The sequence below is a fragment of the Micromonospora sp. NPDC047548 genome, assembly GCF_040642975.1.
In the GTDB taxonomy this organism is placed as follows: Bacteria; Actinomycetota; Actinomycetes; order Mycobacteriales; family Micromonosporaceae; genus Micromonospora.
Genome location: NZ_JBEYTI010000004.1, coordinates 208,326 through 230,426, shown reverse-complemented (window position 1 = coordinate 230,426; position 22,101 = coordinate 208,326). Strand labels below are relative to the sequence as shown.

At 74.5% G+C, this 22,101-nt stretch carries 15 protein-coding genes; 12 read left to right on the top strand and 3 right to left on the bottom strand.

The window, feature by feature from the left end; translation table 11 throughout:
- Window positions 1-88: 88 nt before the first annotated feature.
- The 3 genes from ABZ807_RS06325 (at window position 89) to ABZ807_RS06315 (ending at window position 5,589) form a co-directional block, all read left to right on the top strand.
- Window positions 89-3,340 carry an efflux RND transporter permease subunit gene (locus ABZ807_RS06325; RefSeq protein WP_357153554.1) on the top strand — a complete coding sequence of 1,084 codons (3,252 nt, stop codon included), beginning with the start codon at window positions 89-91 and terminating at the stop codon, window positions 3,338-3,340.
- 168 nt (window positions 3,341-3,508) lie between these two features.
- Entirely contained in the window at window positions 3,509-4,321 is an 813-nt protein-coding gene (locus ABZ807_RS06320) for a polysaccharide deacetylase family protein (protein ID WP_357153552.1), read from the top strand.
- 23 nt (window positions 4,322-4,344) lie between these two features.
- Complete coding sequence (locus ABZ807_RS06315) at window positions 4,345-5,589, top strand: MFS transporter (RefSeq protein WP_357153550.1); 1,245 nt, start codon at window positions 4,345-4,347, stop codon at window positions 5,587-5,589.
- 22 nt (window positions 5,590-5,611) lie between these two features.
- Here the strand turns inward: ABZ807_RS06315 and ABZ807_RS06310 are convergent, their stop codons facing one another.
- On the bottom strand, window positions 5,612-6,103 hold the full coding sequence (locus ABZ807_RS06310; RefSeq protein ID WP_357153548.1) for a hypothetical protein: 492 nt from the start codon (window positions 6,101-6,103) through the stop codon (window positions 5,612-5,614).
- 107 nt (window positions 6,104-6,210) lie between these two features.
- On the opposite strand from ABZ807_RS06310, the gene thrB reads away from it, so the two are divergent.
- The 3 genes from thrB (at window position 6,211) to ABZ807_RS06295 (ending at window position 13,171) form a co-directional block, all read left to right on the top strand.
- Window positions 6,211-7,155, top strand: a complete 945-nt coding sequence (gene thrB / locus ABZ807_RS06305; protein WP_357153546.1) for a homoserine kinase — start codon at window positions 6,211-6,213, stop codon at window positions 7,153-7,155.
- Between the two features lie 297 nt (window positions 7,156-7,452).
- The gene (rho, locus tag ABZ807_RS06300) at window positions 7,453-9,576 is read left to right on the top strand and encodes a transcription termination factor Rho (RefSeq protein WP_357153544.1); all 2,124 of its coding nucleotides are present in this window, start codon (window positions 7,453-7,455) and stop codon (window positions 9,574-9,576) included.
- A 142-nt stretch (window positions 9,577-9,718) separates the two neighbouring features.
- Window positions 9,719-13,171, top strand: coding sequence for a phosphodiester glycosidase family protein (locus ABZ807_RS06295; RefSeq protein WP_357153542.1), 3,453 nt, complete (start codon window positions 9,719-9,721; stop codon window positions 13,169-13,171).
- A gap of 96 nt (window positions 13,172-13,267) precedes the next feature.
- Here ABZ807_RS06295 and ABZ807_RS06290 read toward each other — a convergent pair whose 3' ends face one another.
- On the bottom strand, window positions 13,268-14,164 hold the full coding sequence (locus ABZ807_RS06290; protein WP_357153540.1) for an AAA family ATPase: 897 nt from the start codon (window positions 14,162-14,164) through the stop codon (window positions 13,268-13,270).
- A gap of 273 nt (window positions 14,165-14,437) precedes the next feature.
- Between ABZ807_RS06290 and rpmE the strand changes: the two genes are divergently transcribed.
- Window positions 14,438-14,662: a 50S ribosomal protein L31 gene (gene rpmE, locus ABZ807_RS06285; RefSeq protein ID WP_357153539.1), complete on the top strand. Its 225-nt coding sequence runs from the start codon at window positions 14,438-14,440 to the stop codon at window positions 14,660-14,662.
- Between the two features lie 99 nt (window positions 14,663-14,761).
- Window positions 14,762-15,850, top strand: a complete 1,089-nt coding sequence (gene prfA, locus ABZ807_RS06280; RefSeq protein ID WP_357153538.1) for a peptide chain release factor 1 — start codon at window positions 14,762-14,764, stop codon at window positions 15,848-15,850.
- Window positions 15,851-15,957: 107 nt separating this feature from the next.
- Here prfA and ABZ807_RS06275 read toward each other — a convergent pair whose 3' ends face one another.
- Window positions 15,958-17,508: a GGDEF domain-containing protein gene (locus ABZ807_RS06275; RefSeq protein WP_357153536.1), complete on the bottom strand. Its 1,551-nt coding sequence runs from the start codon at window positions 17,506-17,508 to the stop codon at window positions 15,958-15,960.
- A 75-nt stretch (window positions 17,509-17,583) separates the two neighbouring features.
- Between ABZ807_RS06275 and prmC the strand changes: the two genes are divergently transcribed.
- From prmC to ABZ807_RS06255, 4 genes are all read left to right on the top strand, one after another.
- Window positions 17,584-18,531, top strand: coding sequence for a peptide chain release factor N(5)-glutamine methyltransferase (gene prmC, locus ABZ807_RS06270; RefSeq protein ID WP_357153534.1), 948 nt, complete (start codon window positions 17,584-17,586; stop codon window positions 18,529-18,531).
- The gene (locus ABZ807_RS06265; RefSeq protein WP_357153725.1) at window positions 18,531-19,175 is read left to right on the top strand and encodes an L-threonylcarbamoyladenylate synthase; all 645 of its coding nucleotides are present in this window, start codon (window positions 18,531-18,533) and stop codon (window positions 19,173-19,175) included. Before prmC ends, ABZ807_RS06265 begins: the two co-directional genes overlap by 1 nt.
- Window positions 19,176-19,787 carry a phosphotyrosine protein phosphatase gene (locus ABZ807_RS06260; RefSeq protein WP_357153532.1) on the top strand — a complete coding sequence of 204 codons (612 nt, stop codon included), beginning with the start codon at window positions 19,176-19,178 and terminating at the stop codon, window positions 19,785-19,787. It abuts the gene before it with no gap.
- A 147-nt stretch (window positions 19,788-19,934) separates the two neighbouring features.
- A complete protein-coding gene (locus ABZ807_RS06255; protein WP_357153530.1) occupies window positions 19,935-22,052 on the top strand; it encodes a transglycosylase domain-containing protein in 2,118 nt (705 codons plus the stop codon).
- Window positions 22,053-22,101: the final 49 nt, after the last annotated feature.

Genomic DNA, 22,101 nt, shown 5'->3' with positions numbered 1-22,101 from the left:
GGTGGTGGTGACCCGGCGGGGGTGGGGGAGCGGGGGTGGGGCACACTTTGCGTACCCCGTAGACCCCCTCCAGGAGTGAGTCACGCTGATGTCGCTGCTCGCCAGATCCAGTCTCGCCAACCGGGGCCTCGTCGCCCTGATCGCGGTGGTGACCGCAGCGTTCGGGGCGTTCGCGGTGCCCTCGCTGAAGCAGCAGCTCCTGCCCTCGCTGGAGTTCCCCGGGGCGTTCGTCGTCGCCGTCTGGCCGGGCGCCGGGCCGGAGCTCGTCGAGTCCCAGGTCACCGAGCCGATCGAGAACAGCCTCCAGGGCCTGCCCGGGCTGGAGACGGTCACCTCCACCTCGCGGGAGGGTTCGGCGACCGTCTCGGTGCAGTTCACGTTCGGCACCGACGTCGACGACGCGGCCGGCAAGATGCAGACCGCGCTGGGCCGGATCGAGGCGCAGCTGCCGGACGGCGTGGACCCGCAGGTGATCACCGGGAGCACGGACGACCTGCCGGTGGTGGTGCTCGCGGCCAGCGGCGGCGGTGACGAGCGGGCGCTGGCCGAGAAGCTGCGCAGCACCGTCGTACCCGAGTTGGAGGGAATCGACGGCGTCCGCACGGTCGCGGTGACCGGCACCCGCGACCAGGTCGTGACGATCACCCCGGACCCGGCGAAGTTCGCCGCCGCGAAGCTGGCCCCGACCGCGATCGGGACGGCGCTGAAGACCAACGGGATCTCCGTGCCGGCCGGCGCGGTCACCGACGGCACCCGGGCGCTCCCGGTGCAGGTCGGCACGCCGATCGCCACCCTGGACGACCTGCGCGGCATCGTGCTCACCCCGACCGCGCCCAAGGCACCCCCGGTCCGCCTCGGTGACGTGGCCGCCGTGCAGCAACAGCTCGCCCCGGCCACCGGGATCACCCGCACCAACGGCACCGAGAGCCTCGGCGTCCAGGTCACCGCCGCGCCGGACGGCAACGCCGTGCGCATCTCGCACGAGATCCGGGACCGGCTCGACGACCTGCGGTCCGCCTCCGGGGCCGAGCTGACCGTCGTCTTCGACCAGGCGCCGTTCGTCGAGAAGTCCATCGAGAGCCTGACCACCGAGGGCCTGCTCGGCCTGCTGATGGCCGTGGTGGTGATCCTGGTCTTCCTGCTGTCGGTGCGCTCCACCCTGGTTACCGCGGTCTCCATTCCGCTGTCCGTCGTGGTGGCGCTGATCGCGCTCTGGGCCGGCGACCACTCGCTCAACCTGCTCACCCTCGGCGCGCTCACCATCGCGGTGGGCCGGGTGGTCGACGACTCGATCGTGGTGCTGGAGAACATCAAACGCCACCTGGAGTACGGCGAACCCAAGCGGGACGCGATCGTCGCCGCGGTACGCGAGGTGGCCGGCGCGGTGACCGCGTCCACCCTCACCACGGTTGCGGTGTTCGCCCCGATCGCGCTGGTCGGCGGCCTTGTCGGGCAGCTCTTCGCGCCGTTCGCGATCACCGTGACGGTGGCCCTGCTCGCCTCGCTGCTGGTCTCGCTGACCGTGATCCCGGTGTTGGCGTACTGGTTCCTGAAGCCGCGCCGCACCGGCGCGGACGACGCCGAGGTGCGCCGGGCCGCCGAGGAGAAGGAGCTGCGCAGCCCGTTGCAGCGGGCGTACCTGCCGACGATCGGGTTCGCCACCCGCTCCCGCCGGACCCGCTGGATCACCGTGGCGGTGGGGCTGCTGGTGCTGCTCGGCACGTTCGGCCTCTCCCGGCAGCTGGAGACCAACTTCCTGGACGACTCCGGCCAGGACACCGTGAACATCACCCAGGAGCTGCCGGCGGGCGCCGGGCTGGCCGCCACCGACCAGGCGGCCCGCCGGGTCGAGGAGGTGCTCGGCCGCACCGACGGCGTCCAGACGTACCAGGTCACCGCGGGCGGCAGCGACCAGCCGTGGCTGGGCGGCGGGGGCAACAACGTCGCCCGCTGGTCGGTGGCGCTCAGCGGCGACACCGACGCCAGGGAGATGAAGCAGGTCCTGCGGGAGAAGTTCGAAGCCCTCGGCCCCGAGGTCGGCGAGCTCACCTTCGGTCAGGGTCAGGGCGACCAGCTCGCGGTGGTCGTCCAGGCCGCCGACCAGGAGACGCTGGCCCGGGCCGCCGAGGCCGCCCGCGCGGCGATGGCCGGCACGCCGGACGTCGAGGACGTCTCGACCAGCCTGGCGACGCGGGTGCCCCGGGTCGACGTCACCGTCGACCGGCTCGCCGCGGCCCGGGCCGGGCTGAGCGAGGCGGCGGTCGGGCAGCTGGTGTCCCAGGCGTACCGGGGCGCCCCGCTGGGGCGGGTGACCCTGGACGGCGGTCAGCAGGACGTGGTGCTGCGGACCTCGGCCACTGCGCCGACGACCGTGGAGCAGCTGCGGGCCCTGCCGATCGGCCCGGTGAAGCTGGACGACATCGCGAACGTCACCCAGGGCGAGGGGCCGCAGCAGGTCACCCGGATCGACGGCGAGCGCAGCGTGTCGGTGACCGGCACGGCCACCGGCTCCAACCTGGGCGCGACCACGCAGGAGCTGCGCAAGCGGCTCGCCGACATCGACGTGCCCGGCGCGACGGTGACCGTCGGTGGCGCCAGCGCCCAGCAGGAGGACGCCTTCGGCGACCTGGGGCTGGCGGTGCTGGCCGCGATCGCCATCGTCTTCCTGATCATGGTGGCGACCTTCCGCAGCATCACCCAGGCGCTGATCCTGCTGATCTCGATCCCGTTCGCCGCGACCGGCGCGATCGGCCTGCTGCTGGTCACCGGCACCCCGCTGGGCGTGCCGGCGCTGATCGGCGTGCTCATGCTGGTCGGCATCGTGGTGACCAACGCGATCGTGCTGCTGGACCTGGTCAACCAGTACCGGGCGCAGGGGATGGGCGTGGCCGAGGCGGTCGTCGAGGGTGGCCGGCGGCGGCTGCGCCCGATCCTGATGACCGCGGTCGCCACCATCTTCGCGCTGCTGCCGATGGCCCTCGGGCTCACCGGCGAGGGCGGCTTCATCTCCCAGCCGCTGGCGGTGGTGGTGATCGGCGGCCTGCTCAGCTCGACGCTGCTGACCCTGGTGCTGGTGCCGACGCTCTACACGATGGTGGAGCGCACCAAGGAGTCGCTGCGGGCCCGCCGGCCCCGACGCTCCGGTGGCCGGGCGCCGGCCGCCGCCGGGGCCGAGACCGGTGCGCCGGTCCCGGCCACGGTCGCCGCCGGGGGTACGCGGACCGCCGGGCCGGCGACCCGGCCGGCCCCTTCGGCGGCGCTGCTGGACGGCACCGACCAGTTCGAGGTGCTGCGGCTGCCGAAGAGCCGACGCTCGCCGCTGCCCCCGACCGAGGAGTAGCCCGACCGCACGCAACGCCCCTGGCCCGGTACGACCGGCCGGGGGCGTTGCGCTGTCCGACCCCCGACAATCCCGGATGACCTTCGGCCCTGCACCGGCGTTGCGAGAATCACCTACCGTCGGCTGTCGGTCATCCACCTCTGGTGACGACACGGGCGGGGGCGGGGAATGGCGGGCGAGGACGGCGTGTGGTGGAAGCGGCGAACGGTGCTGCGCCGGGGCGCGCTGCTCGCCGGTGGCGCCGCGATCGGCGCGGTCGGGATGTCCGAGACCACGTACATCGCCGACCGGCGGCTCCCGCTCGCTGGCGGGCCGGCCAGCGCCACGGTGGGCAGCCGGCAGCAGCAGGTCGGCGGCGGCGCGCTGGAGGTGGTCTGGCACGTCCGGACCAGTGGCCGGATGCTGGCGCTGACCTTCGACGACGGCCCGCTTCCCCAGTGGACGCCGATGGTGCTGGACACCCTCGACCGGTACGACGTGCCGGCCACGTTCTTCCTGGTCGGTCAGCGGGCCCGCCGGCACGCCGGCCTGATCCGGGACCGGCTCGGCCGGCACGAGGTGGGCAACCACAGCTGGCGGCACCGGGACCTGGCCCGGATGGACGCCGCCGAGGTCCACGACGACCTGCGCCGCTCCCACGATGCCATCGCCGAGGCCACCGGCCGCCCGCCCCGGTTGGCCCGCCCCCCGTACGGTCACCTCGGCGGCGCGGTCCTGCACGCCGCCGTACGCCTCGACTACCGCCTGGTGCTCTGGTCGCTCCAGATGGTGGAGGGCGAGTTCCCGGACGACCCGGCGGGGCACGCCCGGCGCATCGTGGCCGACGTCGTGCCGGGCACCATCCTGCTCGCCCACGACGTGGGGGCCGAGCGCCGCCAGGTGGCGCTGCGCGGCCTGCCCGCGATGATCGACGGGCTGCGGGAGCGCGGCTACACCTTCGTCACCGTTTCCGAGCTGTTGCGGCGCGCGGCCGAGGTGTGAGTGGCCCGGTAAGGTTCGGGCCCGTGTCGCCCACCTTCTCGGTCCTCACCCGCAACCGGAACTTCCGCAACCTCTTCCTGGCCGAGCTGGTGGTCTTCGGCGCCGACTGGTTCGTCATGGTGCCGCTGCTGGTGCTGCTGCCGAAGCTGACCGGCAGCGGCGTCTGGGGCGCGCTGGTGCTCGCCCTGGACACCGGGGTGGTCGCGCTGCTGCTGCCGTACACGGGGACCATCGCCGACCGGTTCGACCGCAAGAAGATCATGATGGTGGCGAACGTCGCCGCCCTGCTCGGGGTGCTGCTCCTGCTCGGCGTCCGCAGCGCCGGCACCGCCTGGCTGGCCATGGTGGCGATCGCCGCGGTGGCGGTGGCCAAGGCGTTCTACTCGCCGGCCGCACAGGCCGCCCTGCCCAACGTGCTCGACCCGGACGAGCTGGCCGCCGGCAACGCGGTCGCCGGCTCCGCCTGGGGCACGATGACCGTGGTCGGCGCCTCGCTCGGCGGCGTGCTGAGCGCGGCCGCCGGGCCGTACGTCTGCTTCTGGGTGGCGGCGGTCGGCCTGGCGCTGGCCGCGGGCCTGGCCGCGCTGATCCGCCGGCCCCTGCAGGCCCCCCGGGACGCCGACGCGCCGACGCCGCGCACCTGGGCGGCGATCCGCGAGGCGCTGGGCTACATCGGGCACCGGCCGCGGGTGCTGGCGCTGGTCACGGTGAAGTCGGCGGTCGGGCTGGGCAACGGCGTGCTGACCGTGTTCCCGCTGCTCGCCGGGGTGTACGGCGTCGGGCCGGTCGGCGCCGGCCTGCTCTTCGCGTTCCGGGGGGCGGGGGCGCTGGTCGGGCCGATCCTGATGCGCCGGGTGCTCACCAACCGGGCCTGGCTGCTGCCCGGCCTGGCCCTGTCGATGTCCCTGTACGGCCTGGCCTACCTGGGCGCCTCGGTGGTCGGCTGGTTCCCGCTGGTGCTGGTCCTGGTCTTCGTCGCCCACTTCGGCGGCGGCAGCAACTGGGTGCTGTCGAACTTCGCCCTCCAGGGCGAGGTGCCGGACCGGCTGCGCGGCCGGGTCTTCGCCACCGACATGATGCTGGCGACGCTGGCCATCTCGGTCAGCCAGCTGGTGGTGGCCTCGGTGGTGGACGTGGTGGACGAGCGGGTGGTGCTCGCCGGCTGCGGCCTGGTGACCCTGGTCTACGCGGTGGGTTGGCGGGTCGCCACCCGCCGCCTGTCGCTGTCGGACCCGGCCACCGAGCCGGCGCCGACGCCCGCCGCCTGACGGCCGGCGGGTGCCGCGCGCATCAGCTCCGGTCGGCTGCGGCCGGCGGCAGCGGCGGAAGGTCGGTGCCGCCCCACTGGGTGGCGGCGGGGGCCGGCGACGGCGGGGCGGGGTCGGCATCGCCCGGGGCGCCCCCGGTCGGTGGTGTCCAGGCGCCCCATTCGACGGCCGGCGTCCCGACCGGCCGGCCGGCGAGCACCGCGGCGACGATCAGGCCGGTGCCGACCGGGTATCCGATCGACGACACCACGCCCACCGCCATGCCGAGAAACTGGAACCGGCGGTAACCGTCGCCGGCCCAGCGGAAGTCGATCAGGTGCGGCACGGCGACGTTCCAGGCCAGGGTCATCAGCCCGACCACCAGCAGCACGGCGAGGCCGGAGGACATCAGCAGCCGGGCCCGGCGGGGCAGCCGGTCGCGGCGCGCCACGGCCAGCACCAGGCCGGTCACGAGCACGGCCAGGGTGGGCAGCTCCCCGGCGAGCTGCAGGATCGAGAAACCGTAGAGCTCCATGTCGCCTCCGCCTGGCCGTTGGTCGGGCGTCAGGCTAGCGGAAATGATCAGTTCCCACGGGCCGGGCGGAACCTCGCCACGTCGGTCCCGGGCCCTAGCATGAGCCGGTGCCGTTGACTTTCGCCTCCGGGCCGGTGCGGGTCCGGGTCCCCGCCACCAGCGCCAACCTGGGTCCGGGCTTCGACGCGCTGGGCCTCGCCCTCGGGCTGCACGACGACGTGGCCGCCGAGGTGACCTCGGGCGGCGTACGGGTGGCGGTGAGCGGGGAGGGCGGCGGCGAGCTGCCGGAGGACGACCGGCACCTGGTGGCCCGGGCCATGCGCGCCACCTTCGACGTCCTCGGCGGCCAGCCGCCGGGGCTGGAACTGGAGTGCGTCAACCGGATCCCGCAGGCCCGCGGCCTGGGCTCCTCCTCGGCGGCGATCGTGGCGGGGGTGCTGCTGGCCCGCGCGCTGGTCAGTGACGGGCCGGAGCGGCTCGACGACGACGCGGTGCTCCGGCTGACCGCCGAGATCGAGGGCCATCCGGACAATGTGGCCCCCTGCCTGCTGGGCGGCTTCACCGTGGCCTGGACGGAGCCCGCCGGCGCCCGGGCGGTGTCGCTGCCCGTCGCCGAGGGCGTCCGGCCCACCGTCTTCGTCCCGGCCGAGCGCGGTCTGACCGCGACCGCGCGGGCGGCGCTGCCGACGACCGTCCCGCACGCCGACGCCGCGCAGAACGCCGGCCGGGCGGCGCTGCTGGTGCACGCCCTGACCACTGAGCCGGCGCTGTTGCTGCCGGCGACCGTCGACCGGCTGCACCAGAACTACCGCGCACCCGGGATGCCGGGGACGGCGGCCCTGGTCAGCGCGTTGCGAGCGACGGATGTGGCGGCTGTGGTCAGTGGTGCGGGGCCGACCGTGCTGGCGCTGAGCGAGCCGCCGACCGGCTTCCAGGCGGGAACAGACTGGCAGGTCTGGCGGTTGTCGGTAGAGGCGCGCGGCGCATCGGTCGCGCGGGGTAGACTGGGACACGCCGAGCGGGACCCTGTTGCCGCAGGTCGGAAGAGTTGATTACGCTCTAGACTTAGCACAGCCGCGAAGCATGCGATCTCCCTGCGGGTCGGCGCACCCCTGAAGCTCTCGGCGATAAGCCCGTCACCCCTGCCAAGGCCCACGCCGCGCCGCAGTTTCCACAGGTCGCCGCAGACGGCGAGACCTGCTCACCGATGCTGGTGAGTCGGGAAACCGACCGGCTGCTGTGCCACAGACTCCCGCGACGCGTCAATGCGAGGCGGGTGCACCGAGGCCGCCCGGCCACCTGAGTTTGTCGACTCCGGGCAGTCCCGGCCAATCGAGGGAAGGAATCCATTGAGCGACACCACCGACGTGACGTCGGATGTTTCCAACGTCGCTGGCGATGCCACCACCGCCGCTCCCGCCCGCCGTCGGCGCAGCGGCACCGGTCTGTCGGCGATGCTGCTGCCGGAGCTGCAGAGCCTGGCCGCGTCGCTCGGCATCTCCGGGACAGCGCGGATGCGCAAGGGCGAGCTGATCAGCGCGATCACCGAGCGACAGCAGGGCGCCGCCACCGGCACCCCTCGACCGCGGGCCGAGGTCGCGGCCGCGGCCGCGCCCGCCCGTGACGAGGTGCACGCCGAGGTTCGCGAGACCGGCGAGCGGGCCGCCGAGCAGGCTCCGGCCGCGCCGGCGGCCGCCGGTGCGGCCGAGGGCCGTACCCGGACCCGGCGCAGCCGGGCTGCCGCTGAGGCCCGTCCCGCTGAGGCCCGTCCCGCCGCTGAGGCCCGTCCTGCTGAGGCGGCCCGTCCCGCTGAGGGCCGTCCCGCTGAGGGCCGTCCCGCCGAGGGCCGTCCCGCCGAGGCGCGGACCGAGGAGACTGCTCCCACCGAGACCGGTGAGCGTGCCGAGCGCGGCGAGGGTCGTGGCCGGGACCGGGCCGAGCGGGCCGAGCGCGGCGACCGGGCCGAGCGGGCCGAGCGCGGCGAGCGGACCGAGCGGGCCGAGCGCGGCGACCGGGCCGAGCGGGCCGAGCGCGGCGAGCGGACCGAGCGGGCCGAGCGCACCGAGCGCACCGAGCGCAACGAGCGGGCCGACCGGGCCGAGCGCGGCGAGCGCAACGACCGCGGTGAGCGGGCCGAGCGTGACCGCAACGACCGGGGCGACCGCAACGACCGCGGTGGCGACCGGGCCCAGCGCGACAACGACTCCGACGACGACGGCGAGGGCGGCGGCCGGCGCGGCCGGCGCAGCCGGTTCCGCGACCGCCGGCGCGGCCGCGGCGAGCGGGCCGAGGGTGGCGAGGGCGGTCGCGAGGGCGGCCGTGAGCCGCAGGTCAGCGAGGACGACGTGCTCGTCCCGGTGGCCGGCATCGTCGACATCCTCGACAACTACGCCTTCGTCCGGACCACCGGCTACCTGGCCGGCCCGAACGACGTCTACGTCTCGATGTCCCAGATCAAGAAGTACGGGCTGCGCCGCGGTGACGCGATCACCGGCGCGGTGCGGGCCGCCCGCGACGGTGAGCAGCGGCGGGACAAGTACAACCCGCTGGTCCGGCTGGACACCATCAACGGCATGGAGCCGGACGAGGCCAAGCGTCGTCCCGAGTTCTACAAGCTCACTCCGCTGTACCCGCAGGAGCGGCTGCGGCTGGAGACCGAGCCGCACATCCTGACCACCCGGGTGATCGACCTGGTCATGCCGATCGGCAAGGGGCAGCGGGCGCTGATCGTGTCGCCGCCGAAGGCCGGCAAGACCATGGTGCTGCAGGCGATCGCGAACGCGATCACGCACAACAACCCGGAGTGCCACCTGATGGTGGTGCTGGTGGACGAGCGTCCCGAAGAGGTCACCGACATGCAGCGCACGGTCAAGGGCGAGGTCGTCGCGGCCACGTTCGACCGTCCGCCGCAGGACCACACCACGGTGGCGGAGCTGGCGATCGAGCGGGCCAAGCGCCTGGTCGAGCTGGGGCACGACGTGGTCGTGCTGCTCGACTCGGTGACCCGGCTCGGGCGGTCGTACAACCTGGCGGCGCCGGCCAGCGGCCGGATCATGTCGGGTGGTATCGACTCCACCGCGCTCTACCCGCCGAAGCGTTTCCTGGGTGCGGCCCGCAACATCGAGAACGGCGGCTCGCTGACCATCCTCGCCACCGCGCTGGTGGAGACCGGGTCCATGGCGGACACGGTCATCTTCGAGGAGTTCAAGGGCACCGGTAACGCGGAGCTGAAGCTGGACCGGAAGATCGCCGACAAGCGGACCTTCCCGGCGGTCGACGTCAGTGCGTCCAGTACCCGCAAGGAGGAGATCCTGCTCTCGCCGGAGGAGCTGGCCATCATCCACAAGCTCCGCAAGGTCCTGCACTCGCTGGACTCCCAGGCGGCGCTGGACCTGCTGCTGGACCGGCTCAAGAAGTCCCGCACCAACATCGAGTTCCTGATGCAGATCGCGAAGTCGACGCCGGGGGAGTGATCCCACCCGGGTGAGACCCGAAGGGCACGGCCGTATCGGCCGTGCCCTTCGTCGTACCCGGGCCTCCCGGGTGTTGGAATTTTCCTTCGGTTCAGTCGCCAGGTATTGAAACTTCTGTGCATCGCCGGGTTGACTGTCGTCCATGCGTACCCGCAGTCGATCCGCCCGCCTTCCCGGCGTCCTGCTGCTGACGCCGCTGCTCGCGCTCGCCGGGGCCGCCCCGGCGACCGCCGCGCCGCCCGCCGCCGGCACCGCCGTCGAGGACGCGCCGCCCGCCTCGTCGTACCCGGCCTCCTCGGTGGCGCTCGCCCCGACCGGCGTCGCGCCGGCTGACGGACTGGAGACCGCCCGGACCACCCGTCCGGTCGCGCCGGGGCTCGACCTCACCTCCTTCGACCGGTACGACGCCGCCGGCTGGCTGCGCGCCGACGCGCTCACCGCCGACCTCACCGGCGGGTTGCGGGTCGACTACGTCAACTCCGGGGAGGTGGCCCGGGCCGAGCCGCTGCGCGGCGCGGTCGACCGGTCCCGGGCCGTCGCCGCAGTCAACGGCGACTTCTTCGACATCAACAACTCCGGGGCCGCCCAGGGGGTCGGCATCCGCGACGGGGAGCTGATCCAGTCGTCGGTCGCCGGCCACCCCAACGCGGCCGCCATCACCGGCGACGGTCTCGGCCGGGTGGTCCAGGTGCACTTCGACGGCACCGCGACCCTGCCGGCCGGCCCGGTCGCCCTGACCCAGTTCAACAACCTGGTGCAGGCCAACGGCGTCGGTGTGTTCACCGCGCTCTGGGGGTCGTACCCCCGGCGGCGGGCGGTCGAGGGGGCGGCCCGGGTTACCGAGGTGGCGGTGCGGGACGGCCGGGTCGCCACGGTGAGCGGCGCGGCGGGGGAGGGGCCCATCCCGGCCGGCACCACCGTGCTGCTCGGCCGGGACGCCGGCGCCTCCGCCCTCGCCGCGCTGCGCCCCGGCGATCCGGTGGACCTGACCTGGAAGCCGAAGCCGGCCGAGGGCGGCGACCTGCGCGCCGCCGTCGGCGGCGGCAACGTCCTGGTCCGCGACGGGCTGGTGCAGGCCATCGCCGATCCGACCCTGGCCCCGCGCACCGCGGTCGGTTTCTCCGCCGACGGGCGGCGGATGATCCTGCTCACCGTGGACGGGCGCCAGGTGGACAGCCGGGGCGTCACGCAGTCCGAGATGGGCGCGATGATGGCCGAGCTGGGTGCGTACCACGCGCTCAACCTGGACGGGGGCGGCTCGTCCACCTTGCTCGCCCGGGAGCCCGGCGCGGCGACCGTGCAGGTGGAGAACAGCCCTTCCGATGGCACCGAGCGCGCCGTCCCCAACGGGCTGGCCGTCTACGCCCCGCCGGGCAGTGGCCGGCTCACCGGGTACTGGCTGGAGACCGCGAGCGACCCGACCGCCGCGCCGGGCGTCGCGCCGGTGCGGGGCGGCCGGCCCGACCGGATCTTCCCCGGGCTGACCCGCCGGCTCACCGCCGCCGGCCACGACGAGACGTACGGCCCGGCGCCGGGCGCGCCGCAGTGGCGGGCGAACCCGGCCGCGCACGGGAAGGTGACCGACGGCGTCTTCCGCGCCGGCGCTTCCGGCCGGAGCACCGTCACCGCCTGGCGGGACGGCGCCAGCGGCACCCTCGACCTGACCGTGCTCGGCCCGCTGGTCCGTGTGGACTCCACCGTGGACCGGGTCGGCCTCGACCGGGCCGGCGACAGCGGCCTGTTCGGCGTGGTCGGCTACGACGCCGAGGGCAACACCGCGCCGATCGAGCCGGCCGACCTGAAACTCGAGTACGACCCGCAGTTGCTGGCGGTCACCCCGACCGCCGACGGCAACCTCTCGGTCAGGGCCCTCGGCGACAGCGGTTCCGCCCTGGTCACCGTCCACGTCGGTGACCACGTCTCGGTGCTGCCGGTCACCGTCGGGCTGACCGACGTGCCGGTGGCCACCTTCGACGACGCAGCCTCCTGGAGGTTCAGCCAGGCCCGGGCCAGCGGCACGGTCGCCCCGGCGCCGGGTCACACCGGCACCGGCCTGCGGATGACGTACGACTTCGGTCAGTCCACCGGCACCCGGGCCGCCTACGCCGACCCGCCGGCCTGGATCGAGGTGGCCGGCCAGCCGCAGGCGTTCGGCATGTGGATCCACGGCAACGGCACCGGGGAATGGCCCAGCCTGCACCTGCACGATGCGCAGGACACCCAGCACGTGCTGCGCGGCCCGCTGGTCACCTGGAAGGGCTGGCGGTACGTCGAGTTCGCGGTGCCGGCCGGCGTGCAGTACCCGGTGCGGGTCCGCCGGTTCTACGTGGCGGAGACCAACCCGGCCGCCCGGTACACCAGCGAGGTGGTGATCGACGACCTGGTGGCGAAGGTGCCGCCCACTGTCGACCTGCCGGCCGAGCCGCCCCGCACCGACCGGGTGGTGCTGCGCGACGGCACGGTGGACGGCGCGCCCTGGCGCTTCGCGGTGCTCTCCGACGCCCAGTTCGTCGCCGCCGACCCGGACAGCGACCTGGTCGCCCAGGCCCGCCGTACGCTGCGCGAGGTGAAGGCGGCGAAGCCGGACTTCCTGGTTATCGACGGCGACTTCGTGGACACCGCCTACCCGGCGGACTTCGCGCTGGCGAAGCGGCTGCTGGACGAGGAGCTCGGCGGCGACCTGCCCTGGTACTACGTCCCGGGCAACCACGAGATCATGGGCGCGCCGATCGACAACTTTCGCGCCGTCTTCGGTGCTCCGCAGCGGGTCTTCGACCACCGGGGCACCCGGTTCGTCACGCTGAACTCGTCGACCGGGTCGCTGCGCGGCGGAGGCTTCGACCAGGTTCGGATGCTGCGCGAGGCGCTGGACTCGGCCGCCGCCGACCCGGCGGTCGGCTCGGTGGTGGTGCTGCACCACCACCCACCCCGCGACCCGAGCCCCGCCAAGGCCAGCCAGCTCGGTGACCGCAAGGAGGCGGCGCTGGTGGAGCAGTGGCTGGCCGACTTCCAGCACCGCACCGGCAAGGGCGCTCTCTTCGTCGGCGGGCACGTCGGCACGTTCCACGCCGACCGGGTGGACGGGGTGCCGTACGTGATCAACGGCAACGCGGGCAAGAACCCGTCGACGCCGCCGCAGCTCGGCGGCTTCACCGGCTGGACAGAGTTCGGTGTGGACCCGGTGACCCCGGCCGAGGCCGACCGGGCCCGGCGGGACCCGCTGGCCGAGGGCCCGCGCTGGGTCGCCGCGGAGTTCCACGCCCACACCGACCGGCTCGCGGTGACCGCGCCGGCCACCGTCGCGGTGGGTGCGCCGGCCGCGGTGACCGCGACGCTGACCCAGCCGGGTGGTCGTGCCGTGCCCGTGGCGGCGCCGGTCAGCGCCGACTGGTCCGCCTCGCCGGGCGTCCACATCGGATCGGCCGACGGGGTGCGGCCCTGGCACGTGGCCCGCTTCGACCCGGCCACCGGGGAGCTGGCCGCGCTGCGGGCCGGCGCGCAGGTGCTGCTCGCGGTGACCGTCAACGGCGTCCGCGCCGAGGCGGCGGTCGCCCTGACGGCGGCGGAGACACCTGGGGAGGCGCCCGCCGCCTGACGGACCCGACGTCCGCCGGGAGCCACCCTGCCGGCCGGCCCCTCCTCCCGGGCCGGCCGGCGGCGCGTTCCGCACGTCTTCACCAGGGCGGACGCCTCAAAAGTCGCCCTCGGCGACCTGGAACACGGTCAGCCCGAGCGACCGCCACATCCGCACCACCTGCTGCCGGTCGTCGAAGACCCCGACCACCCGGTAGCGGCCGCGCACCTCGCGCTCGTAGATCTCCTGCTTCACCACGGCGTCCTTGCGGGAGTCGCCCACCGCGCGCAGGTGCAGACCGAGGTACGGCACCCGGACGTACCGGTCCAGCCAGGCCACCGTGGCGGCCCGGGCGGTGGCGTCCCGCCCGGAGCAGAAGACCACCCCGTACCCGGCGGCGTGCATCGCCCGGACCGCCGCGATCACCGCCTCGTTGGGCTCGTCCTCGCCGACCCGGGTCATGTCGTACGGGCTGCGGGAGACGTTCACCGCGACCGTGCCGTCGATGTCCACCAGGACGATCTCCGGCGGGGCGGCCGGGGCCGCGTCGACGGTGCCGGGCCGGCCGGTCCGGGCCGTCGGCACCGGCAGCGGCAGCGGCCGGTCGGCCAGGTACCGCTCGTGCAGCCGGCGGATGGCCGACTCACCGACCCGGTCCGCCTCCGCCCGCGCGGCGTCGCGGCGCAGGCACTCGTCCAGCGGCACGTCGGTGAAGTCGTGCACCTCGAAGTCGGCGTCGTGCCGGGCGGCCAGGTCGGCCCATTCCCGCAGGGTGCGCGAGCGCAGGTTGGTGTCGTCCACGCAGACGCTGACCCCGGCCCGCAGCAGCGCCTCCACCTGGGCCCGCTGGGCGAGGGTCACCTGGTACTCGGCCCGCTGGGTGAACAGCCGCTCGCCGTGCAGCATCCGGCGCAGGTCGTCCCGGTTCACCCGGGCCACGGCCGGTTGGAGGGTACGGGCGAAGGTGGTCTTGCCGGAGGCGGGCAGCCCGCGGGTGGCGATCAGTCGGGACATCCTGCCCATCCTGCTCGGCTCAGGGATGAATCGGGCACGGCTCCACCGTACGTCGGTGTCGGGAATGCTGGTCCCCGGCGGCGGGAATGCGGGGATCGAGGCGGGCGTTTGCACTGCCGGACCGGTCGTGCGGCCCGCCTGCCGGGTCGGCTCACGCCCATGGCAGACTGGTCAATCGGCCACCGGTTCCGGTTCACGCCCGAGCCCGTCGCGCACGAGCGGCGGGGAGATCAGCGGCGACCCGGCGACCACCGACGAGAGGACCGAGGCGACATGAAGCCCAACATCCACCCGGAGTACGTGACCACCGAGGTCAGGTGCTCCTGCGGCAACTCCTTCACGACCCGCAGCACCGCCAAGGGCGGCTCGATCACCGTCGAGACCTGCAGCGCCTGCCACCCGTTCTACACCGGTAAGCAGCGCGTTCTCGACACCGCCGGCCGGGTCGCGAAGTTCCAGCAGAAGTACGCCAAGGTTCAGGCGAAGAAGGCCAAGTAGCTCCACTGACGACGCCCGTGTCCGGCTTCCCGCCGGGCGCGGGCGTTCGTCCGTTCCGCCCCCGTTTCCGCCCGGTCGTCGTCGAAGGAGTATCCCCGCATGAGCAGCGAGCGCCTGGCCGCCCTCCTCGACGAGTACGCCGAGCTGGAGAAGCGGCTGGCCGACCCGGCCATCCACGCCGACCAGGGCACCGCGCGCCGGGTCGGCCGCCGGTACGCCGAGCTGGTCCCGCTGTACAAGGCTGCCGGTGAGCTGGAGCAGGCCCGCGCCGACCTGGTCGCGGCCCGGGAGTTGGCCGCCGAGGACCCGTCCTTCGCCGCCGAGGCCGAGTCGATCGCGGCGGGCCTGCCGGCGCTGGAGGAGCGCCTGGCGGAGCTGCTGATCCCGCGTGACCCGCACGACGCCAAGGACGTGATCATCGAGATCAAGGCCGGCGAGGGTGGCGAGGAGTCCGCGCTCTTCGCCGGCGACCTGCTGCGGATGTACACCCGGTACGCCGAGCGGCGCGGCTGGCTCACCGAGGTGATCGACGTGCAGGACTCCGACCTGGGCGGGGTGAAGGACGTATCGCTGGCGATCAAGACCAAGGGCGTTCCCGAGGGCGGCAACGGCGTCTGGTCGCGGCTGAAGTGGGAGGGCGGCGTGCACCGGGTGCAGCGCGTGCCGGTCACCGAGTCGCAGGGGCGCATCCACACCAGCGCCGCCGGCGTGCTGGTGCTTCCCGAGGCCGAGGACGTCGAACTCACCATCGACCCCAACGACCTGCGGATCGACGTGTTCCGCTCGTCGGGGCCGGGCGGCCAGTCGGTGAACACCACCGACTCGGCGGTCCGGATCACCCACCTGCCGACCGGCGTGGTGGTCTCCTGCCAGAACGAGAAGTCCCAGCTGCAGAACCGTGAGCAGGCGATGCGCATCCTGCGGGCCCGACTGCTCGCCGTCGCCCAGGAGCAGGCCGACGCCGCCGCCTCGGACGCCCGCAAGGCGCAGGTGCGTACGGTGGACCGCTCCGAGCGGATCCGCACCTACAACTTCCCGCAGAACCGGATCACCGACCACCGGATCGGCTACACGGCGTACAACCTCGACCTGGCGCTCGCCGGCGACCTCGACGGCGTCCTTGACGCCCTCGCCGAGGCCGACCGCGCCGCCCGTCTCGCCGGCACCCCCGACTTCACCCGCCGCTGACGCCCACCCCACCCCGAAACACACGCACTTTCCTGGAAAGAGTGGCTATCCGTCGCGGAACAGCCACTCTTTCCGGGAAAGAGGCCCCGAGGGGGGTGGGGTGGGGGTCAGGAGGCGCGGGGGCGGGTCTTGGCGCGGAGCATCTCGCGGTCGGCGATCTCGAAGGCGGTGCCGAGCGCGTCGCGCAGTGTGGCGCCGGCGCCGGCCACCTCGGCGAAGCCGATGCTCACCCCGACCGGGGTACCGGGCACCAGGGACTCCCAGTCCTCGGTGCGCACGGCCGCGTTGATCCGCCGGGCCACCTCGGCCGCCTCGGTCATCCCCGCCCCGGAGAGCACCACCACGAACTCGTCCCCGCCGTAGCGGGCCACGAAGTCCCCCCGGCGCATCACCCGGTTGATCACCCCGGCGATGCGTTGCAGGACCAGGTCCCCCGAGTGGTGGCCGTGTGAGGTGTTGACCGCCTTGAAGCCGTCCAGGTCGCAGACGCCGATCACCACCCGCTCGCCGCGCGAGGTCACCGAGGCGATGTACCGCTCCAGCCGGCGCCGGTTGGGCAGGCCGGTCAGCGGGTCGGTCAGCGCCTCGCCCTCGTACCGGGCGGCCTCGCGGCGCATCTCCTCGTGGTCGATCCGGGCGGCGATGCCGTCGATGTACACGTCCCGCAGCCGGTCGTTGCGCTGCGCGGCCAGCCGGAACGCCATCCGGTCGGCCCGGTGCGCCGCCACGTGGTCGCCGGCCCGGGCGTACGCGATGCTGCGCAGCCGGGACGGCTCGGCCGCCCCGAGCGTCTCGTTGGAGACCAGGGCGGCATCCAGCCGGGTGATCGCCTCGATCGGTCGGCCGCCGGCGACGGCCAGGCAGACCTGGCCGAGCTGGCGCATGTCCCGGGCGCGGGCGCTGTCCCCGCCGTGGCCGAGCAGCCGGACCGGGTCGGCCTCCGTGCCGGTCTCCAGCGGGTCGCCGAGGGCCGCCCGCCGGGCCGCCGCGTAGCCGTACGCGGCCAGGCTGCTGGGGCGGATCCGGTCGCCCCGGCCGTCCCGGACGAACCGGTTCAGGTCGATGGCGATGTCCCGCAGCACTCGCAGGCAGCCGTCGCTGTCGCCGTTGTGGTCGAGGGCGACCGCGTTGCGCAGCCGGATGCCCGGCGCGGCGAAGACCTCCTCGGGGATGCCGGCGGCCAGCCCGTGCTGCCGGGCCCGTTCGATCGCGCCGAGGGCGTAGCCGTGGAAGCTGAGGTACGAGTAGGCCATCGCCAGGTCGTGCCAGCCCCAGGCGGTGTCCCGGTCCCGCTCCTCGGCCGCGCCCAGCGCGCGGGCGGCGCGGACCAGGTGGGTGACGCACCGGTCCAGCGCGCCCTGGTGGTGCGCGGCGAGCGCGGCCAGCGCGTTGAGGTGCCCGTGCAGGTACGGCTCGGGCAGGTCGCGGACGGCGGTGGACGCCTCCTCGATGGCCCCGGTGAACTCGGCCGTCCGACCGAGATTGATCAGCGCGCAGAGGCGCTGCACCAGCGCGTCGGCGCGGGTGTGCGGATCGGTGGTGGTGCGCAGCACCCGTTCGAGCAGGCCGCACGCCTCGGCGGACCGGCTCGACTCCTGCAGGGCGCGGGCACGCTGGAGAGCTTCAACCTGGTCATCGACCCGGTCGAGCCACCCCACCTGCGAAACCTCCTGTCGGTGTGCGTCCGGACGCACCCGCTCGTGACATGACCCGCAACGCTTCATGATTATGTCGTGACCTTCCTCCCGCGCCACCCCTCCGAAGGGACAGAACGCGAGCGACCCGCGCTCGCCGTGGCCCGCGCCGCCCGTACCCTGGCCGCCGCCGGGGTGGGCTCGGCCCGGGCCGAGGCGGAGCTGCTCGCCGCGTACGTGCTGGACGTGCCCCGGGGCCGGCTGGCGCTGGCCGACGGCTTCACCGCCGCGCAGCGGGAGCGGTTCGAGGCGCTGGTCGCCCGCCGGGCCGACCGGGAGCCGCTGCAGCACCTGACCGGCCGGGCCGGCTTCCGGCACCTGGAGCTGGCGGTCGGACCGGGGGTCTTCGTGCCCCGGCCGGAGACCGAGCTGCTCGCCGGCTGGGGGATCGACGTGGCCCGAGCCCGGCCGGCGCCGCTGGTGGTGGACCTGTGCAGCGGCTCGGGGGCGATCGCGCTCGCGGTCGCCCAGGAGGTGCCGGCCGCCCGGGTGGTGGCGGTGGAGCGGTCGCCCGCCGCGTTGGCGTGGCTGCGGCGCAACGCCGCCGACCGGGCCGCCGCCGGGGACCGGCCGGTCGAGGTGGTCGCCGCCGACGTCACCGATCCGGAGCTGCTGGCCGCGCTGGTCGGCGAGGTGGACGTGCTGCTCTGCAACCCGCCGTACGTGCCCCGGGCGGTGGCCGTACCCCCGGAGGTGGCCGGGCACGACCCGGACGAGGCGGTCTTCGGCGGGGCGGACGGGTTGAGCGTGATCCGGCCGGTGCTGGCCCGCGCCGCGCAGCTGCTGCGCCCCGGCGGCGCGCTGGGCGTGGAGCACGACGACACCCACGGCGCGGCGGTGCCGGCGCTGCTCGCCGCCGACGGCCGGTACGGCGAGGTGGCCGAGCACCGGGACCTGGTCGGGCGCCCCCGCTTCGCCACCGCGTCCCGGCGGGCGGACGGCCCGCGCCCAGGTGCGGCCGCGGCGTGGCAGACTGGCTCCTCGTGATGCTCTACGACTGTCGGTCGCCCGCCGACCGGGACCGCGGCATCGCCGCTGCCATCGAGGCGGTCAAGAACGGCGAGCTGGTCGTCCTGCCGACCGACACGGTCTACGGGATCGGCGCGGACGCCTTCACCCCGTACGCCGTCAAGGCGCTCGCGGACGCCAAGGGCGGCGCCCGGCAGGCGCCGCCGGTGCTGATCGGCTCCCGGCACACGCTGGACGGCCTGGTCTTCACGCTGCCGCGCGCCGCGCGCGACCTGGTCGAAGCGTTCTGGCCGGGTGCGTTGACCATCGTGGTGGAGCACTCGCCGAGCCTGGCCTGGGACCTGGGCGACGCCAGCGGCACGGTCGCGGTCCGGATGCCGCTGCACCCGGTGGCGCTGGAGGTGCTGCGGGAGACCGGCCCGATGGCGGTCGCCTCGGCGAACAAGGCGGGACAGGCGGCCGCGCTGACCGCCGAGGAGGCCCGCGACCAGCTCGGCTACTCGGTCCGCGCCTACCTGGAGGCCGGGCCCTGCCCGGACCCGGTGCCGAGCACGATCGTCGACCTCACCGGCGAGGTGCCGCGGGTGCTCCGGCTGGGCGCGATCGGCCTGGACAAGCTCCGCGAGGTGGCGCCGGACATCCTCGACGAGCGGGGGGCCTGAGTGCCGCCGTTCACCGTCCTGCACGTGTGCATGGGCAACATCTGCCGCTCGCCGATGGCGGAGCGGCTGCTGGTGCTCACGGTCCGGGAGCGGCTGGGCCGGCTCGGCGTCGACCCGGCCCGCTCCGACGAGCTGCTGCACAGCCACAGCGCCGGCACCGGCGGCTGGCACGCCGGCGAGGAGATGAACCCGCCGGCGGCCCGGCAGGTGCTGGCGCGTGGCGGCGACGTGGTGGGCTTTGCCGCGCGCAAGCTGCGCTCGGATCTGATCGACGCCGCCGACCTGGTCCTCACCGCCACCGCCGACCAGCAGGAGTACGTGGTGGCGCTGCGGCCGGACGCGGCGTCCCGCACCTTCGTGCTGGGGGAGTTCGGCCGGCTGCTCGGGCTGGTGGACGCCGCCGCCCTGCCGCCGGCGGAGGCCACCCCGGAGTCGGTGTACGCCCGCGGCGTGGCCCTGGTGGCGGCCGTCGACGCGGCCCGGCAGGGCGCGTCCGCGTTGCACTCCGACGACCTGGACGACCCCTGGGGCCGGGGCGACCAGTGCTTCAGCCGGGTGGCCGACGAGATCGAGGAGACCGTCCACCCGTTCACCGCGGCGCTGCTGCCCTGACCCCGCCCGGGTGAACCGGGCGGCGTGTCCCGTGCTCCGCGCCGCGTCCCGCTCGCGAATTTCCTCCGGATTTGGGGAAAAATAGTGGCGGAAGGGGCATTGCGGGTCATTCTGAACGGGTCCTGACGGCTCCTGCGGGGAGTGCTGATGATCCGGGCCCATCTCGACAAGTTGCTCACCGTGGTGATCGCCGGCGTGCTCGCCGGGCTGGTGCTGGGGGCGGCGGCCCTCCCGGTCGCCCTCGTGGTCGGGCTGGGCTTCGGCACGCTCGCCGCGCCCTACTCCGAGCTGCCCGCCAGCCTGCGTACCCCACCCACCGCGCAGCGGTCCAACCTGTACGCCAACGACGGCCGCACCCTGATCACCTCGTTCTACACCGAGGACCGCGTCGAGGTGCCGCTGGTGCAGGTGGCGCCGGTGATGCGCCAGGCCATCGTGGCCGCCGAGGACGTCCGCTTCTACCACCACCGGGGCGTCGACGTGCGCGGCGTGATCCGGGCCTTCACCGTCAACCGGCGCGGCGGCACGACCCGGCAGGGCGCCTCCACGCTGACCATGCAGTACGTGCGCAACGTGCTGGCCAGCGATCCCCGGCTGACCCGGGAGGAGCGCAGGGCGGCCACCGAGATCACCGCCGCCCGCAAGCTGCGGGAGATGCGGTACGCCCTGTCGCTGGAGCGGGAGCTGGACAAGGACGAGATCCTCCGGCGCTACCTCAACATCGCGTACTTCGGCGCCGGGGCGTACGGCATCGCGGCCGCCAGCAAGCGCTACTTCTCCACCTCGCCGGCGAACCTCACCCTGGCCCAGGCGGCCCTGCTCGCCGGCCTGGTCCGCTCGCCGGACACCGACGACCCGATCAACGGCGACGCCGACGCGGCGCTGCGCCGCCGGGCGTACGTGCTGGACCAACTGGTCGAGACGCGGCAGGTGCCGGCGGCCGAGGCGGCCCAGGCGAAGGCCACCCCGCTGGCCCTGAGCCCCAGCGCGACCCCGAACGACTGCACCGCGGTTCCGCAGGAGCAGAACGACTGGGGCTTCTTCTGCGACTGGTTCACCCAGTGGTGGGGCGCCCAGCCGGCCTTCGGCGCCTCGCCGGCGGAGCGGCAGGGCACCCTGCGCCGGGGCGGCTTCCGGATCGTCTCCTCGCTGGACCCGGCCGTGCAGCAGGCCACCATGCGGCAGGTGCTGGACATCTACCGCGTCGCCGACCGCCGGGCGGTGCCGACCGCGGTGGTCCAGCCCGGCACCGGCCGGGTGCTGGCCATGGCGGTGAACCGGAACTACAGCGTGGCCGCCAACCCGCGCGGCCAGAAGACCTACCCGAACACGGTCAACCAGCTCGTCGCCGGCGGCAACGGCATCGAAGGCTACCAGGCCGGCTCGACCTTCAAGCTCTTCACCATGCTGGCCGCCCTGGAGTCCGGCCTGCCGCTGGAGACCGGTTTCACGGCCCCGTCCCGGATCCGCACCCGGTTCCCGGCCGGCGACGGCGGGGCCGGCTGCGGCGGCGTCTGGTGCCCGGCCAACGCCACCCCGGAGTCGATGGACGGGCGGCACTCCATGTGGACCGCCTTCGGCCGCTCGGTGAACACCTATTTCGCCTGGCTGATCGAGCAGGTCGGCGCGGACCGGGTGGTGGAGATGGCCGAGCGGCTGGGCATCGTGTTCCGGGCCGAGGGCGACGCCCGGCTGGCCCGCTACGGCGCGCGGGACTGGGGTCCGTTCACCCTCGGGGTCTCCTCGACCACCCCGCTCGACCTGGCCAACGCGTACGCCACCGTGGCCGCCGAGGGGACCTGGTGCGCGCCGCGGCCGGTCGTGTCGATCACCGACAGCGCCGGGCACGAGGTGGCCGCCGGCCGCCCGGACTGCCGGCAGGTGGTCGACACTGACGTGGCCCGGGCGGCGGTGGACGCGGCCCGCTGCCCGGTCGGCGACCAGTCGATGTACCACCGCTGCGACGGCGGCACCGCGGAGAAGCTCCGCCCGACGCTGGGCCGCCCGGTGGCCGGCAAGACCGGCAGCTCGGATCAGTACGAGACCGAGTCCGTGGTCGCGTTCACCCCGCAGCTCGCCGTCGCCTCGATCGCGGCGAACCCGGACGACCCCCGGGACGCGGTCGGCAAGGCGGTGCAGGCCCGGATGGTCGACGCGGTGGGTCAGGTGCTCGGCGCCGCCCTCGAGGGCCAGCCCGTCCGCGACTTCGTCCCGCCCAGCGAGTCGGTCACCTACCGCCGGACCGCCCCCCGCGACGGCAACTGACCCCCCGGCCGGGGCGCGAGCCGCCCGCCGAGGTAGCCCGTGGCTCCGG

Bases quoted from the DNA above. Each gene is read 5' to 3' on its own strand.
- ABZ807_RS06325 (WP_357153554.1), top strand. From the start codon at position 89: ATGTCGCTGCTCGCCAGATCCAGTCTCGCCAACCGGGGCCTCGTCGCC.
- ABZ807_RS06320 (WP_357153552.1), top strand. From the start codon at position 3,509: ATGGCGGGCGAGGACGGCGTGTGGTGGAAGCGGCGAACGGTGCTGCGC.
- ABZ807_RS06310 (WP_357153548.1), bottom strand. From the start codon at position 6,103: ATGGAGCTCTACGGTTTCTCGATCCTGCAGCTCGCCGGGGAGCTGCCC.
- ABZ807_RS06295 (WP_357153542.1), top strand. From the start codon at position 9,719: ATGCGTACCCGCAGTCGATCCGCCCGCCTTCCCGGCGTCCTGCTGCTG.
- ABZ807_RS06290 (WP_357153540.1), bottom strand. From the start codon at position 14,164: ATGTCCCGACTGATCGCCACCCGCGGGCTGCCCGCCTCCGGCAAGACC.
- rpmE (WP_357153539.1), top strand. From the start codon at position 14,438: ATGAAGCCCAACATCCACCCGGAGTACGTGACCACCGAGGTCAGGTGC.
- prfA (WP_357153538.1), top strand. From the start codon at position 14,762: ATGAGCAGCGAGCGCCTGGCCGCCCTCCTCGACGAGTACGCCGAGCTG.
- ABZ807_RS06265 (WP_357153725.1), top strand. From the start codon at position 18,531: ATGCTCTACGACTGTCGGTCGCCCGCCGACCGGGACCGCGGCATCGCC.
- ABZ807_RS06255 (WP_357153530.1), top strand. From the start codon at position 19,935: ATGATCCGGGCCCATCTCGACAAGTTGCTCACCGTGGTGATCGCCGGC.